Annotated in this window: 13 protein-coding genes; 6 read left to right on the top strand and 7 right to left on the bottom strand. The window is 68.7% G+C overall.

Annotated features, from left to right (window positions below; genetic code table 11):
- Positions 1 to 134 precede the first annotated feature (134 nt).
- From AB0I98_RS25180 to AB0I98_RS25150, 7 genes are all read right to left on the bottom strand, one after another.
- On the bottom strand, positions 135 to 554 hold the full coding sequence (locus AB0I98_RS25180) for a TOBE domain-containing protein (protein ID WP_362945328.1): 420 nt from the start codon (positions 552 to 554) through the stop codon (positions 135 to 137).
- A gap of 27 nt (positions 555 to 581) precedes the next feature.
- Positions 582 to 1,640 (bottom strand): ABC transporter ATP-binding protein, encoded by a 1,059-nt coding sequence (locus tag AB0I98_RS25175; protein ID WP_362945326.1) that lies wholly within the window; start codon positions 1,638 to 1,640, stop codon positions 582 to 584.
- Positions 1,641 to 1,932: 292 nt separating this feature from the next.
- Positions 1,933 to 2,757, bottom strand: a complete 825-nt coding sequence (locus tag AB0I98_RS25170; protein ID WP_362945364.1) for an ABC transporter permease — start codon at positions 2,755 to 2,757, stop codon at positions 1,933 to 1,935.
- Positions 2,758 to 2,774: 17 nt separating this feature from the next.
- Positions 2,775 to 3,593, bottom strand: coding sequence for a molybdate ABC transporter substrate-binding protein (modA, locus tag AB0I98_RS25165; RefSeq protein ID WP_362945324.1), 819 nt, complete (start codon positions 3,591 to 3,593; stop codon positions 2,775 to 2,777).
- Positions 3,594 to 3,759: 166 nt separating this feature from the next.
- Positions 3,760 to 4,155: a helix-turn-helix transcriptional regulator gene (locus AB0I98_RS25160; protein ID WP_362945322.1), complete on the bottom strand. Its 396-nt coding sequence runs from the start codon at positions 4,153 to 4,155 to the stop codon at positions 3,760 to 3,762.
- A 58-nt stretch (positions 4,156 to 4,213) separates the two neighbouring features.
- Positions 4,214 to 4,741 carry a hypothetical protein gene (locus AB0I98_RS25155; RefSeq protein WP_362945320.1) on the bottom strand — a complete coding sequence of 176 codons (528 nt, stop codon included), beginning with the start codon at positions 4,739 to 4,741 and terminating at the stop codon, positions 4,214 to 4,216.
- A 158-nt stretch (positions 4,742 to 4,899) separates the two neighbouring features.
- Complete coding sequence (locus AB0I98_RS25150; protein WP_362945318.1) at positions 4,900 to 6,849, bottom strand: APC family permease; 1,950 nt, start codon at positions 6,847 to 6,849, stop codon at positions 4,900 to 4,902.
- Positions 6,850 to 7,418: 569 nt separating this feature from the next.
- Here AB0I98_RS25150 and kdpF point away from each other — a divergent pair.
- The 6 genes from kdpF to AB0I98_RS25120 all read left to right on the top strand — a co-directional run bounded on the left by kdpF (position 7,419) and on the right by AB0I98_RS25120 (position 14,236).
- On the top strand, positions 7,419 to 7,508 hold the full coding sequence (kdpF, locus tag AB0I98_RS25145) for a K(+)-transporting ATPase subunit F (RefSeq protein ID WP_009326374.1): 90 nt from the start codon (positions 7,419 to 7,421) through the stop codon (positions 7,506 to 7,508).
- Positions 7,509 to 7,516: 8 nt separating this feature from the next.
- On the top strand, positions 7,517 to 9,181 hold the full coding sequence (gene kdpA / locus AB0I98_RS25140) for a potassium-transporting ATPase subunit KdpA (protein ID WP_362945316.1): 1,665 nt from the start codon (positions 7,517 to 7,519) through the stop codon (positions 9,179 to 9,181).
- Positions 9,178 to 11,295, top strand: a complete 2,118-nt coding sequence (kdpB, locus tag AB0I98_RS25135) for a potassium-transporting ATPase subunit KdpB (protein WP_362945314.1) — start codon at positions 9,178 to 9,180, stop codon at positions 11,293 to 11,295. The genes kdpA and kdpB overlap by 4 nt, the downstream gene beginning before the upstream one ends.
- A 5-nt stretch (positions 11,296 to 11,300) precedes the next feature.
- A complete protein-coding gene (locus AB0I98_RS25130) occupies positions 11,301 to 11,933 on the top strand; it encodes a potassium-transporting ATPase subunit C (protein ID WP_362945312.1) in 633 nt (210 codons plus the stop codon).
- Positions 11,933 to 12,616: a response regulator transcription factor gene (locus AB0I98_RS25125; RefSeq protein ID WP_362945310.1), complete on the top strand. Its 684-nt coding sequence runs from the start codon at positions 11,933 to 11,935 to the stop codon at positions 12,614 to 12,616. Before AB0I98_RS25130 ends, AB0I98_RS25125 begins: the two co-directional genes overlap by 1 nt.
- 327 nt (positions 12,617 to 12,943) lie before the next feature.
- On the top strand, positions 12,944 to 14,236 hold the full coding sequence (locus tag AB0I98_RS25120; protein WP_362945362.1) for an extracellular solute-binding protein: 1,293 nt from the start codon (positions 12,944 to 12,946) through the stop codon (positions 14,234 to 14,236).
- Positions 14,237 to 14,240 lie beyond the last annotated feature (4 nt).

Here is a 14,240-nt window from a genome sequence, read left to right as displayed (position 1 = left end):
CCGCCGGCGCGGCGCATCGACCCGGCCTTCGGGGACCGGACCCTGGTGTGCTCCGGCCCGCCGTGGGACGTGTACGAGCCCTTCGTGGTCCGTGGGGGGGGGGCTCCCCCGGCCTGGCGGCGCCCCCCGATGCGTCATGCGGTCGCCAGTGAGACCTCGGTCGACTTGATCAAGGCGACCACCGGCGTTCCAGGTGACAGGGCCAGTTCCGCTGCGGCGTCCTTGGTGATCGTGGCGGTCAGTTCGCCGCCCTCGACGCCGATCTTCACGGAAGCCATCGCGTTGCCGGTGGTGATGTCGGTGACCGTGCCGGGGAGTTGGTTGCGGGTGGACAGGCCCTCGACCGGGGCGGTGGCCAGGGACACCTCCGTCGACTTCACGAGGGCGCGGACGGCGGAGCCCGGGGCGAGGTCCAGGTCGGTCACGGCTTCCAGGGTGATCGCCGCGGTGAGGTTCTGGCCGCCGCTGAGGCGGACGCCGACGGTTGCCATCACCTCGCCGGGCGTGACGGTGACGACCGTGCCGGGAAGCTGGTTGCGGATGCTCAGGGTCATGGGCATCAACCTAGGGCTCCGGGCGGCTCATGCCGGGTATGCGTGGGTCTGCGTCGCCTTGACCGTTGCCCACACCGGGGCGCCCGGGTGCAGATCGAGTTCGGCGGCGGCGACCGTGGTGAGGTCGGCGGCGAGCGGGAGTTCGCCGGTGAGGTCCGTGCGGATCTGGTCGCCGTGGGTCTCCAGACCGGCCACTTCGCAGCGCCACAAGTTGCGGGCGCTGGAGCCGGTGGGGCGGTCGCGGTGGAGGGTGACCGCGCTGGGAGGGAAGGCGACGAAGACCGGTCCGGCGAGGTCTTCCGTGGTGGTGATGTCGGGGCCGCTGTCGAGGTGGACCGTGTGGCCCACTGCGTGTCCCTTGTAGAGGTTCAGGCCTACCAGTTGGGCGATGTAGTCCGTACGGGGATGGCGGGCGATGTCGGACGGGGTGCCCTCCTGGACGATTCCGCCGTGTTCGATGACGACCAGTCGGTCGGCCAGCACCATGGCGTCCAGTGGGTCATGGGTGACCAGGATGGCGACTGCCTCGAAGTCGGCGAGATGGCGGCGGAGTTGGGCACGGACTTCGAGGCGGGTACGGGCATCCAGGGCGGCGAGGGGTTCGTCGAGGAGGAGCAGGCGGGGGCGGGTGGCGAGGGCGCGGGCGAGGGCCACGCGTTGGGCCTGGCCGCCGGAGAGGCTGCGGGGCTTGGCGGTGGTGTGCGCGGTGAGGCCCATGCGGTCCAGCCACTCGGCCGCCTGGGCGCGGGCCTCGGTCTTGGTGGCGCCATGGCAGCGGGGGCCGAAGGCGACGTTGTCCAGGGCGGTGAGGTGGGGGAAGAGGAGGTAGTCCTGGAAGACGACGCCGACCGGGCGGGATTCCGGGGGTGTGTGGTGCAACTCGGTGCCGTCCAGGTGGAGGTGGCCGGCGGTGAGGGGGGTGAGGCCGGCGAGGGCGCGGAGGGCGGTGGTTTTGCCTGCGCCGTTGGGGCCGAGTAGGGCGACTACCTCGCCGGGGGCGGCGGTGAGGGTGATGTTCAGGTGGAAGGGGCCGCGGGTGACGGTCAGGTGGGCGTCGAGGCCGGGTGTTTTGTCGAGGTCGGTCATGTGGTGTACGTCCGAGGGGTGGGCGCGGTGCGGGGTGCTTCGTGGTGGGCCGGTGTTGGTGCTGGGGGGTGGGTTTCGCTCGCCCGCGCTGGCGGGGTGCCGCTGCGCCCACCCGTGCGGCACGACTGCCCGCAGCTGAGCGCACTAGGTCGTCGATCGTCTGCGGGTCCGTTGTGGCTGGTCGCGCAGTTCCCCGCGCCCCTATGGGGCACTGCTGAACCGCAGCCGATTTCGCCAGGGACGCCAAGGGCACGACTGCTCGCCGCCCCGGGGTCGGATTCGCAGGTGGTCCTCATGATGGTGTCATCCAGCGGTCTCGTAGGCCTGCCAGGACTGCGATGGAGACGGTCAGGAGGACCAGGCTCAGGGCGATGGCGGCTGCTGGGTCGTTTTGGAGGGCCAGGTAGACCGCGAGGGGCATGGTCTGGGTGCGGCCGGGGAAGTTGCCGGCGAAGGTGATTGTCGCGCCGAACTCGCCGAGGGCGCGGGCCCAGGCCAGGACCGAGCCTGCTGCGATGCCGGGGGCGATGAGGGGGAGGGTGACCCGGCGGAATGCGGTGAAGCGGGAGGCGCCGAGCGTGGTGGCTGCCTCTTCGTAGCGGGGGTCTGCCGCCCGTAGCGTGCCCTCGACGCTGATCACGAGGAACGGCATCGCCACGAACGTCTCCGCCAGGACCACGCCGGCGGTGGTGAAGGGGAGCGTGATGCCGAACCACTCGTCCAGCCATTGGCCGACGACGCCGTTGCGGCCGAGCGCCAGCAGCAGGGCCACGCCGCCGACCACGGGGGGCAGGACGAGCGGCAGGGTGACCAGGGCGCGGACCAGGCCCCGGCCGGGGAAGTCCGTGCGGGCCAGCAGCCAGGCCAGTGGGACGCCGATGACCAGGCTCAGTGCCGTCGCCGCCGTGGCGCACACCAGCGACAGGCGCAGCGCCTCCCACACCTCGGTGCTGGTCAGCTGCTCGGGCAGGGTGCGCCAGGGCGTCCGTACGAGCAGGGCGACGAGGGGGAGCAGCAGGAACGCCAGGCCGAGGAGGGCCGGGACCAGCAGGGGGAGCGGTACCAGGCGGGTGCGGGGGCGGGTGCGGGTTCGCGTACGGGCGCGCCCTTTCTCGATCGTCTCGGCCTGCCCTCTCACGGCTGGAGGAACCCCGACTCGGTCAGGACCTGCTGGCCCGCGGCCGACTTCACCAGCTCCATGAACGCCTTCGCCGCCTCGGCGTTGGGGGCGTCCTTGAGGAGGGTGATCGGGTAGTCGTTGATGGCCTCGGCCGACTCGGGGAAGTCCACGCCCTCCACCTTGTCACCCGCCGCCTGCACATCGGTCTTGTAGACGACGGCGGCGTCCGCCTCCTTCAGCTCGACCTTCGTCAGGGCGCTCTTCACGTCCTGCTCGTACGAGACCGGGGTGAGCTTCAGGTCGCTGGCCCGCAGGGCCTTCTCCGCGGCTGCGCCGCACGGCACCGTCTTATCGCACAGGACCACCTTCAGGCCGGACTCGGTGAGGTCCCTGAGGGAGGCGATCTTGTCGGGGTTGCCCGGCAGGGTGGCGATCTCCAGCTGGTTGCGGACGAAGGTGGACGGGGTGCCGTCCGCGGCCTCCGCGTCCGTCACGATCCCCATCGTCTTGGCGCTGGCCGCGGCGAAGACGTCGGCCGGGGCGCCGCCCGTGATGCTCGCGGCGAGGCTGTCGCTGCCGCCGAAGCTGAAGGTGACCTTCGTGCCCGGGTGCTCCTTCTCGAACTCCTTGCCCAGGGCCGTGAAGCTCTCCTTGAGGGAGGCGGCGGCGAAGACGGTGACGGTGCCGGACAGCTTCGGCGAGCCCGATGACGCGGGGTTGGAATCCGCTGCGGAGTCGGACGAGGAGGAGCACGCCGTCAGGGCCAGCAGCAGGGCGGCTCCTGCGCCGGCTGCCTGCAGGGGCTGGCGGGTCCGGCGCGCGGAACGGGTCATCACAGGTCCACTCCCTCTGTCTCCCGGGGAGGGTTCCCAAGAGTCCCCGGGCTCTTCCGATGCGTCGATGATACTGGCGCATATGCGAGGCGTAAGTCTCCTGTCGCATCGCATGAGCGGGGGAGAGTGGGCGTGGATGTTCGTATGTGCGGAGGTCCCGCTGGGCTCAGGCGCGGTCGATGTGTACGTTCGTCGACTTCACGCGGGCCGTGGCCTCCATGCCGACCTCCAGGCCCAGTTCCTCGACGGCTTCGCGGGTGAGCAGGGAGACGAGTCGGTGCGGGCCGGCCTGGATCTCGACCTGGGCGGCGACGTCGCCGAGTTTGATCGCGGTGACGATTCCGGGGAACGCGTTGCGGACCGAGGTGTACGGGGTCTCCTCGTCGCCGGTTCCGGTCTTCGCGAGTTCGACCGAGAACGCGGCCAGGTCCCGTCCGTCGATGAGCCGTCGCCCGCTGTCGTCGCGATGGGTCGCCATCCGGCCCGCGTCCGCCCAGCGGCGTGCGGTGTCCGGGCTCACGCCGAGCAGCCGAGCCGCCTGGCCGATCGTGTAGGACTGCATGCCGGTCACGATAGGGCGGGGAGGGGGCGGTGGTGGACGTGGGGGCGGCCCGACTTCCTCAGGAAATCCCCGAAGCCCTGAGTACCGCCTGCGCGGTCTCGTCGTCGATGCGGTGCCGGAGCCGGCGCAGGACGTCTGAGTCCTTGGAGTTCCGGCACAGCGTGCCGCATTCGAGGGAGCGCCGGACGCCGGTGTCGAGTTCGTGCCAGAGGAGGGGGTTGGCGATCAGGACGCGGGGGTCGAGTTCCAGGCGGTGACCGTGGGCGTCGCGCAGGATCAGGTGCGAGGCGACGTTGCCGTACTGCCGTACCGCCACCAGCGCGTCCGTATGGACCGTGTGGCTTGTCAACGGGCCGCGGGCGGTGAGCCAGCCGGGGCCCGCTGTGATGCGCTGGGGGAGGAGGACCGCGAAGACCGTGGCGGCGAGGGTGAGCCACAGCAGGGTGCGGGTCGGGGTGAGGGTGTGTGCGTCCCAGTCGACCAATAGCTCCATCGCGCCGAAGGCGAGAGCACACGCCGCCGCGAACCGGACGCTGCCGCGCCAGTGGCGGTCGCCGGCCGGGCTCGGCGGTCCGCTCGGTCGCATGGGGCTGACGGTAGGTGCTCGGTCGTACGGCAGCGGTGTGGTTGACGGGGTTCTGGCGCCGTACGGCCGCATTTTGACGCGATCCCAGCGCACGGCAGCGCGATCCCCGGGTACGAGATTCCCTCCCCGTGTCCGTGTCGCGAACCGGGCGTCCCCGCTCAGCCCGTGTGCACGCGCGGCCGGCGGGCGCGGTCCGGTTCTGCCTCGCGCAGGACCTCGCGGGTGACCGGGGCGACCTCGCCCTGGCCGAAGAGGAAGAAGCGCAGGAAGTTGGCGAACGGGTTGCCCTCGGTCCATTCGAAGTAGATGTGCGGGATGCAGTTGGTGGTGTCACGGACGTGGAGGAGTAGCGCGGCCAGGGCGTTGGAGACGGACGAGGACTCCAGGGACAGGACGCGATAGCGGTTGTGCATGACCTCGCCGCGCACCGTCAGGCCGGACTCGAACTCGGACGGGTCGGTGACCGTGACCTCGACGAAGACGAAGTCCTCCTGCTCGGGGACGTCGTTGTCCTGCCGGATCTGCTCGATCTTGTCCCGGTATTCGGCGATGTCGCGGGCGTCGGGCTCGTTGGCGATGAAGCGGATCTTGCGGCTGGCGATGTCGCGGACGAATCGTTCCGCCATATCGTCCATCGTCACGCTGGTCACGCGGAGCTCGAAGGCGCGGGCCAGCCGGGAGGCCAGGGAGAGGACGATGATGCCAGCGATGAAGCAGGCGCCGATCTTCACGCCGTCCGGGCGCTCGATGACGTTGACGATCGTCGTGTAGAGGAACACCGCCGAGATCACCGCGAAGGCGATGGTCCAGTTCCGCTGTCCGGCCTTGCGCGCCGCGATCGTCACGGCGATCGCGGCGGAGCTGATCAGCACCAGCACACCGGTGGCGTAGGCGCCGCCTTGCGCGTCGACGTCGGCGTCGAAGATCCAGGTCACCAAGAAGGCGACCAGCGTGAAGACGATGACCATCGGGCGCACGGCGCGGGCCCAGTGCGGGGCCATGCCGTAGCGGGGCAGATAGCGGGGCATCAGGTTGAGCAGGCCGGCCATGGCGGAGGCGCCGGCGAACCAGAGGATGGCGATGGTCGAGACGTCGTAGAGCGTGCCGAAGGCGCCGCCGAGGTAGTCGTGCGCGAGGAACGCGAGGGCGCGGCCGTTGGCCTGGCCGCCGTCCTCGAACTCCTTCTCGGGGATCAGCAGCGTGGTGATGAAGCTGGTGCAGATCAGGAAGCAGCTCATGATCAGGGCGGCCGCGGTGAGCAGCTTCTTGGTGCCCCGGATCCGGCCCTTCGGGTCCTCCTCGGTGTCCCCCGCGTCACCCTTGACGTGCGGCATCACGGCGACGCCGGTCTCGAAGCCGGACAGGCCGAGGGCGAGCTTGGGGAAGACGATCAGGGCCATGCCGATCATGACGAAGACGTTGCCGTGCTCGGCGGTCAGGGCGCTCGACCAGTCGGTGACGACGTGTCCTTCGGTGATGACGTGCCACAGGCCGACGATCACGACGACGACGTTCAGTGCGAGGTAGAGCCCGACCAGGGCGACGGCGACGCCGATCGCCTCCAGGAAGCCCTTGAGGAACACCGCGCCGAGCAGGGCGACGAGCACGAGGGTGATCAGCATCTGCTGGTCGTGCAGGGCGCTGTGCAGATGGGGATTCTCCACGAGGTGGGTGGAGGCGTCCGCGGCGGAGAGCGTGATGGTGATCAGGAAGTCGGTGGCGGCGAAGCCGAGCAGGGTCAGGACGAAGAGCTTGCCCTTCCAGAAGGTGAGCAGTCGCTCCAGCATCGAGATCGAGCCCTGCCCGTGCGGGCTCTCCTCGGCGACGCGTCGGTAGACCGGCAGCGCGCCCGCCAGGGTGACGATCACGAGGATGATCGTCGCGATGGGTGAGAGCAGGCCGGCCGCGAGGGCCGCGATGCCTGGCTGGTAACCGAGGGTGGAGAAGTAGTCGACGCCCGTCAGACACATCACGCGGTACCAGGGCTGGCCCTTGTCCGCCTTCGGCTCGGCGTGCGGAGCATGCTGGGCGCCGCCCTTGCCCATGTCGGACAGACCCTCCAGCATCCAGGCACGCAGGCGACTGGGGGGCTGTTCCGTGGTGGCCATCGGCGTGCTCCTGATGTGGTGCTCAGCATGCGATTCCGGCCATCACGCGGACGGCCGCACCAGCGTAAGCGGAGAGTGACGCCCGGGCCCACGGATGAGGGGGCCGGAGGCGTCAAGCTTGCGTTAAGACTGGCCGGGGCAGCGGGGGCGGCACATCGAGAAGTGGACTACAGGAGCCCTGTCGCTGCCCTTGCGCTGTGTGGGCGCAAGCGGGGCTCGGTGGCGGCGGTACGGATACCCAGCGTCATGTCCGGGAAGGGCGGGCGAGCGGAGCGCGCCGCTTCTCGCCGCCCGCGTCTTCGACATGTACGTCCCATGGGGCCGGCTGCGTACCGCTGTTCTGAGACGCGCGCCATACGCGCCGTAAGAGTTCCGTCAAAGCCGCGCAGTGGCCCGTATGGGACCCGTCAATGGCGGTCGTATCCAGCCGGAGAAGCGGTTTTCTCTAACCGTCTCTGTCCCACCGAACCTCAACTCCAGGAGCTCACGATGGCCGATCTGGCCTTCGTCGTCATCACGGTCGCGGTCTTCGCGCTGGTGGCTCTCGTCGCCAAGGGGGTGACGAAGCTGTGACCGCCGAGAACGTCGTCGGCCTGGTCGTGGCCGTCGCCCTGCTGGGCTATCTCGTCCTCGCCCTGATCTTTCCGGAGAGGTTCTGAGAACAGATATGGGTCCCGTACTCGCAGGCATCCTTCAGCTGCTCGCCCTGATAGCGGCGCTGGCGCTCGCCTACATCCCACTCGGCAACTACATGGCCAAGGTCTACTCCTCCGACCGGCACTGGCGGGTCGAGAAGTGGATCTACAAGGGGATCGGAGCCAACCCCGACGCCGAGATGCGCTGGCCAGCGTATCTGCGCGGGGTGCTGGCCTTCTCCGTGATCGGCGTCCTCTTTCTGTACACCCTCCAGCGGCTCCAGGGTGTCCTGCCCGGCTCGCTCGGGTTCGCCTCGATCGATCCGGACCAGGCGTTCAACACCGCCGTGTCCTTCGTGACCAACACCAACTGGCAGTCGTACTACGGCGAGCAGGCCATGGGCCATGTCGTGCAGACCGCCGGTCTGGCCGTGCAGAACTTCGTGTCGGCCGCGGTCGGTATCGCCGTGGCGGTGGCGCTCGTACGAGGGTTCGCGCGCTCCCGTACCGGTGAACTCGGGAACTTCTGGGCCGACTTGGTGCGTGGTGTCGTACGCATCCTGCTGCCGTTGGCGGCCGTCGCCGCGGTCGTGCTGGTCGCGTGCGGTGTGATCCAGAACTTCTCCGGGATCCATGAGGTCGGTCAGTTCATGGGGGGCCGACAGGAGTGGAACGGCGGTGCGGTCGCCTCGCAGGAGGCCATCAAGGAAATCGGCACCAACGGTGGCGGCTACTTCAACGCCAACAGTGCCCACCCGTTCGAGAACCCCACCCCCTTCTCGAACCTCTTCGAGATCTTCCTGCTCCTGGTCATCCCGTTCTCCCTGACCCGGACCTTCGGTGTCATGGTCGGCTCGGTCAGGCAGGGTTACGCGATCCTCGCCACGATGGCGACCATCTGGGTCGGTTTCGTCGCCCTGATGATGTGGACCGAGTTCGCCCATCACGGCGCGGCGTTCGAGCTCGCCCACGGGGCGATGGAGGGCAAGGAGAACCGCTTCGGCGTCGGCGCCTCGTCGATCTTCGCCGTGTCGACCACGCTCACCTCGACCGGCGCGGTGGACTCCTTCCACTCCTCGTTCACCGGTCTCGGCGGCGGCATCACGATGCTCGGCATGATGCTGGGCGAGATCGCGCCCGGCGGTACCGGCTCCGGCCTCTACGGCATGCTGATCATGGCGGTCATCGCGGTGTTCATCGCCGGTCTGATGGTCGGCCGTACGCCCGAGTACCTGGGCAAGAAGATCGGCACCCGCCAGATCAAGCTGGCCGCCTGCTACATCCTCATCACCCCGGCGCTGGTGCTCGTCTTCACCGCCTTCGCGATGGCGCTGCCGACCCCGGCGAACTCCATGACCAACAGCGGGGCACATGGATTCTCCGAGATCCTGTACGCCTACACCTCCGCCTCGAACAACAACGGCTCGGCGTTCGCCGGTCTGAACGCGGACACGCAGTGGTTCAACAGCACGCTCGGTCTGGCGATGCTGCTCGGCCGCTTCCTGCCCATGGTGTTCGTGCTGGCGCTGGCCGGCTCGCTCGCCGAGCAGAAGCAGGTGCCGGTCACCGCGGGCACGCTGCGCACCGAGAAGCCGCTGTTCACCGGCCTGTTGGTGGGCGCGATCCTGATCATCACCGGGCTGACCTACTTCCCGGCACTCGCGCTGGGCCCGCTGGCCGAGGGGTTGGCGGCATGACCACCGACGTAACGAATCACGAGGACTCCATGTCCACTCCCACCCTCGCGCCCCACCAGGACGCGCCGACGGGGCACAAGGCTCCCGAGGGCCGCGTCGGCGCGGGCCTGTTCGACCCCAAGCAGCTGCTCAAGTCGCTGCCGGACGCCTTCCGCAAGCTCGACCCGCGGGTGATGGTCAAGTCCCCTGTGATGTTCGTGGTGTTGGTCGGGTCCGTCCTGACGACGGTCTTCTCCTTCACGGACCCGGGCGACTGGTTCGGCTGGGCGATCAGTGCCTGGCTGTGGCTGACGGTGATCTTCGCGAACCTCGCGGAGGCCGTCGCCGAGGGCCGTGGCAAGGCGCAGGCGGACACCCTGCGCAAGGCCAAGACCGACACCGTGGCCCGCAGGGTCGACGGCACCGTGGTCGCCGGCACCGAATTGCGGATCGGTGACCTGGTCGTCTGCGAGGCGGGCGACATCATCCCCGGCGACGGTGACGTGGTCGAGGGCGTGGCCAGCGTCGACGAGTCGGCGATCACCGGCGAGTCGGCTCCGGTCATCCGTGAGTCCGGCGGCGACCGGAGCGCCGTCACCGGCGGTACGAAGGTGCTCTCCGACCGCATCGTCATCAAGATCACGACGAAGCCCGGCGAGACCTTCATCGACCGGATGATCAACCTGGTCGAGGGTGCCGCGCGGCAGAAGACCCCGAACGAGATCGCGCTGAACATCCTGCTCGCGTCTCTGACGATCGTCTTCCTGCTCGCGGTGGCCACGCTGCCGCCGTTCGCCGACTACGCGGGCACCCATCTGACGCTGGTCGTCCTGGTGGCCCTGCTGGTCTGCCTGATCCCGACGACGATCGGCGCGCTGCTCTCCGCGATCGGCATCGCGGGCATGGACCGGCTGGTGCAGCGCAACGTACTCGCCATGTCAGGCCGGGCAGTCGAGGCCGCCGGTGACGTCTCCACGCTGCTGCTCGACAAGACCGGCACCATCACGCTCGGCAACCGTCAGGCCGCCGAGTTCGTGCCGGTGCGCGGCACCACTGAGGCCGAGGTCGCCGACGCCGCCCAGCTCTCCTCGCTGGCCGACGAGACGCCCGAGGGCCGCTCCATCGTCGTACTGGCGAAGAAGAAGTACGGGCTGCGGGAGCGGCACCAGGGCGAGCTGGCGCAGGCCGAGTGGATCGCCTTCACCGCCCAGACCCGGATGTCGGGCGTGGACATCGACGGGCACAAGGTCCGCAAGGGGGCGGCCGGTTCGGTCATCACCTGGGTCAAGGAGCAGGGCGGCCGGGTCGCGGACGACGCGGACACCCTCGCCAACAGGATCTCCGAGGCCGGCGGTACGCCGCTGCTGGTTGCCGTGGAGGACTCGGAGGGCGCCCGCATTCTGGGCGTCATCCACCTCAAGGACGTCGTCAAGGACGGTATGCGGGAGCGGTTCGACGAGTTGCGCCGCATGGGCATCAAGACCGTCATGATCACGGGCGACAACCCGCTGACCGCCAAGGCGATAGCCGAGGAGGCGGGCGTCGACGACTTCCTCGCGGAGGCCACTCCCGAGGACAAGATGGCGCTGATCAAGCGGGAGCAGGCCGGCGGGAAGCTGGTCGCGATGACCGGCGACGGTACGAACGACGCGCCCGCGCTCGCTCAGGCCGACGTCGGCGTGGCGATGAACACGGGTACGTCGGCCGCCAAGGAGGCCGGCAACATGGTCGACCTCGACTCCAACCCGACCAAGCTCATCGAGATCGTCGAGATCGGCAAGCAACTCCTCATCACCCGGGGCGCGTTGACCACGTTCTCCATCGCCAACGACGTCGCGAAGTACTTCGCGATCATCCCGGCGCTGTTCGCGGCGGTCTACCCGGGCCTGGACAAGCTCAACATCATGAACCTGTCCTCGCCGGACTCCGCGATCCTGTCCGCGGTCGTCTTCAACGCCCTGATCATCATCGCGCTGGTCCCGCTCGCCCTGCGCGGTGTGCAGTACCGGCCGATGAGCGCGGACCGCATGCTGCGGCGGAACCTGGGGATCTACGGCCTCGGCGGCCTGGTCGCCCCCTTCATCGGGATCAAGATCATCGACATGCTCATCTCCCTCATCCCCGGAATCGGTTGATCGCCATGAACAACTCGGTCACGAACACAGCCCGGTTGCTCGGGGCGGGCCTGCGCGCGCTGCTGGTGCTGACCGTGCTCACCGGCATCATCTATCCGCTCGCGGTCACCGGTGTGGCCCAGGCGCTGTTCAGCGACAAGGCGAACGGCTCGGAGATCACGGCGGACGGCAAGGTCGTCGGCTCGTCGCTGATCGGTCAACAGGGCTACAGCCTGGACTACTTCCAGCCGCGCCCGGCCAACGGCCTGGGCGAGAACACCGTCAACACCCAGTACAAGCTGATTCTTTCGGGCGCGACCAACCGTTCCGGCGACAACCCCGAACTCATCAAGTGGGTCAAGGAAGCCCAGGCCAAGGTCGTCAAGGACAACTCGACGGACGACTACAAGGTGAAGCCGTCCGACGTACCCGCTGACGCGGTGACGTCCTCCGGTTCGGGCCTGGATCCGGACATCTCGCCCGCCTACGCCGACCTCCAGGTGCATCGGGTCGCCGAGCGCAACGGCCTGTCCGTCGGCCAGGTCCAGAAGCTCGTCGACCAGCACACCGAGGGCCGCACCCTCGGCTTCATCGGTGAGCCCCGGGTGAACGTCCTCGAACTCAACATCGCTCTCAAGGAACTGACCAAGGGCAACTGATGACCCGAGTGCTGGTCGTGGAAGACGACCCACAGCTCGTACGAGCACTCGTGATCAACATGCAGGCACGCCGGTACGGAGTGGACGCGGCGCCCGACGGCGCCACGGCCCTCCGGCTGGCGGCCGCGCACCGGCCGGACGTGATGGTGCTCGACCTCGGCCTGCCCGACATGGACGGGGTCGACGTCATCAAGGCCGTGCGCGGCTGGACCCGTGTGCCGATCCTGGTGCTGTCGGCCCGCCAGGGGTCCGACGAGAAGGTTGCCGCGCTCGACGCGGGTGCCGATGACTACATCACCAAGCCCTTCAGCATGGACGAGCTGCTCGCCCGGCTGCGGGCGGCCGTTCGCCGCACCGAGGAGGTGCCGCTCGCCGCCGAGACGACACGGGTCACGACCGACGAGTTCACCATCGACCTGCTCGCCAAGAAGGCCGTACGCGGCGGGCGCGATGTGCGCCTGACGCCGACCGAATGGCATCTGCTGGAGATCCTGGTCACCAACCCCGGCCGACTCATCACGCAGAAGTACCTCCTCCAGGAGGTCTGGGGGGTGTCCCAGCGCAACAAGACCAACTACCTGCGCGTCTACATGGCCCAGCTGCGCCGCAAGTTGGAGGCGGACCCCTCGCACCCCCGCTACCTCATCACCGAACCGGGCATGGGTTACCGCTTCGAAGGATGACTTACAGTCCGCTCCGTAATGTTCGTCGGCGAAGGCGAATGTTTCGTTCGCCCTCGCAGGACTGACGCCCTGCGGACGTACGAGAGCGGAAGAGCGGCAGTACCTGATGCCGACGCCCCCCGGCTTCACGTGCCCGTTGGCCGCGCTGGGCGGCCGCTGTGCCGCAAGTTCCGGCCCCTGACCGCAGATTCGCTGTGTACAAGGGGTTGCCACGCTTTGGCTGCTGTCTCTAGGGTGCGGCAACAGCGAAGCTTTCTGGAATTGTTTCGAAACTTTCGGTCCAGCGGACAGGCGTGGACGCGCCGTCCCGTACCCAAGGAGCGCATGATGGGCGACCGGGCACTGTCCCGCCGCGGCTTCCTGGCGGCCTCCGCCGCGGCCGGTCTGGGCATGACGGCACTGAGCGGCTGCGGCGGCGACTCGGACGGAGGATCCTCGGGGACGACCACGGTCGAGTGGTGGAACATCTCCACCACTCAGCCGACCAAGGATGTCTGGGCCGGCCTCGCGAAGAAGTTCGAGGCCCAGAACCCCAAGGTCAAGATAAAGATCGTCCAGTTGGAGAACGACGCCTACAAGTCGAAGATGACGGCGCTGACCGCCTCCGGCAAGCTGCCGGACATCTTCCACACCTGGGGCGGCGGCGTCCTGAAGCAGCAGGTCGACGCCGGGCTCGTCGAGGACCTCACGGACCGCACGAAGCCGTGGTCCGACGGTCTGCTGAAGGTCGCGAAGGAGTCGTATCTGCTCGACGACCGGCTGTACGGCATCCCGTTCGACATCGGCATGATCGGTTTCTGGTACAACAAGGCGCTGTTCAAGCAGGCCGGCATCGCCACGCCGCCCACCACCTGGAGCGGCTTCATCGACGCGGTCGGCAAGCTGAAGTCCGCCGGCATCACCCCCCTCGCCCTCGCGGGCAAGGAGACCTGGACCGGCATGTACTACTGGGCGTACCTCGCCATGCGCACCGCGGGCGCCGGCGCGCTGGAGAAGGCCAACGACGACAAGGACTTCACCGGGACCGAGTTCGTTCAGGCCGGACAGCACCTCAAGGAACTCGTCGATCTCCAGCCGTTCCAGAAGGGGTTCCTCGGCGCCGCCTACTCCAGCCCCACCGGTCAGGCCGCCGCCGTCGGCAACGGCAAGGCGGCGATGGAACTCATGGGCCAGTGGGCGCCGGTGGTCCAGGCGGACGCGGGCAAGGGCCTCGGCGACGACCTCGGGTTCTTCCCGTTCCCGGAGGTCGAGGGCGGCAAGGGCGCCATCACCGAGGTGTTCGGCGGGGGCGGCGGGCATGCCCTGCGGCAGGGCGCTCCGCAGGCCGCCGTCGACTTCCTGGAGTTCTTCGCCTCCGAGGCGACGGACCTGGAACTGGTCAAGAAGACCGGCGCCATTCCGGTGGTACCCGGCGCCGAGAGCGCCCTCACCGACCCCAACCTCAAGGCCGTACAAGCGCAGTTGAAGGGGTCCACCGGCTTCCAGCTCTACCTGGACCAGGCGTACGCGCCCGCGCTCGGCCAGGAGGTCAACGACAGTGTGGGCGCGCTGATCGCCGGTTCCAAGTCGCCCGAGCAGGTCACCGAGTCGATCACACAGACCGCGAAGGAAGAGCAGTAGGCCC

This window comes from Streptomyces sp. NPDC050211 (genome assembly GCF_040656035.1).
In the GTDB taxonomy this organism is placed as follows: Bacteria; Actinomycetota; Actinomycetes; order Streptomycetales; family Streptomycetaceae; genus Streptomyces.
Note: the sequence above shows the minus strand (reverse complement) of the source record. Positions and strands in the feature narration are given on the sequence as shown.

Excerpts from the sequence above, each read along its gene's own strand:
- modA (WP_362945324.1), bottom strand. The coding sequence starts at position 3,593 with ATGACCCGTTCCGCGCGCCGGACCCGCCAGCCCCTGCAGGCAGCCGGC.
- AB0I98_RS25150 (WP_362945318.1), bottom strand. The coding sequence starts at position 6,849 with ATGGCCACCACGGAACAGCCCCCCAGTCGCCTGCGTGCCTGGATGCTG.
- AB0I98_RS25155 (WP_362945320.1), bottom strand. The coding sequence starts at position 4,741 with ATGCGACCGAGCGGACCGCCGAGCCCGGCCGGCGACCGCCACTGGCGC.
- AB0I98_RS25120 (WP_362945362.1), top strand. The coding sequence starts at position 12,944 with ATGGGCGACCGGGCACTGTCCCGCCGCGGCTTCCTGGCGGCCTCCGCC.
- AB0I98_RS25180 (WP_362945328.1), bottom strand. The coding sequence starts at position 554 with ATGACCCTGAGCATCCGCAACCAGCTTCCCGGCACGGTCGTCACCGTC.
- kdpA (WP_362945316.1), top strand. The coding sequence starts at position 7,517 with ATGGGTCCCGTACTCGCAGGCATCCTTCAGCTGCTCGCCCTGATAGCG.
- kdpB (WP_362945314.1), top strand. The coding sequence starts at position 9,178 with ATGACCACCGACGTAACGAATCACGAGGACTCCATGTCCACTCCCACC.
- AB0I98_RS25160 (WP_362945322.1), bottom strand. The coding sequence starts at position 4,155 with ATGCAGTCCTACACGATCGGCCAGGCGGCTCGGCTGCTCGGCGTGAGC.
- AB0I98_RS25175 (WP_362945326.1), bottom strand. The coding sequence starts at position 1,640 with ATGACCGACCTCGACAAAACACCCGGCCTCGACGCCCACCTGACCGTC.
- AB0I98_RS25125 (WP_362945310.1), top strand. The coding sequence starts at position 11,933 with ATGACCCGAGTGCTGGTCGTGGAAGACGACCCACAGCTCGTACGAGCA.
- AB0I98_RS25130 (WP_362945312.1), top strand. The coding sequence starts at position 11,301 with ATGAACAACTCGGTCACGAACACAGCCCGGTTGCTCGGGGCGGGCCTG.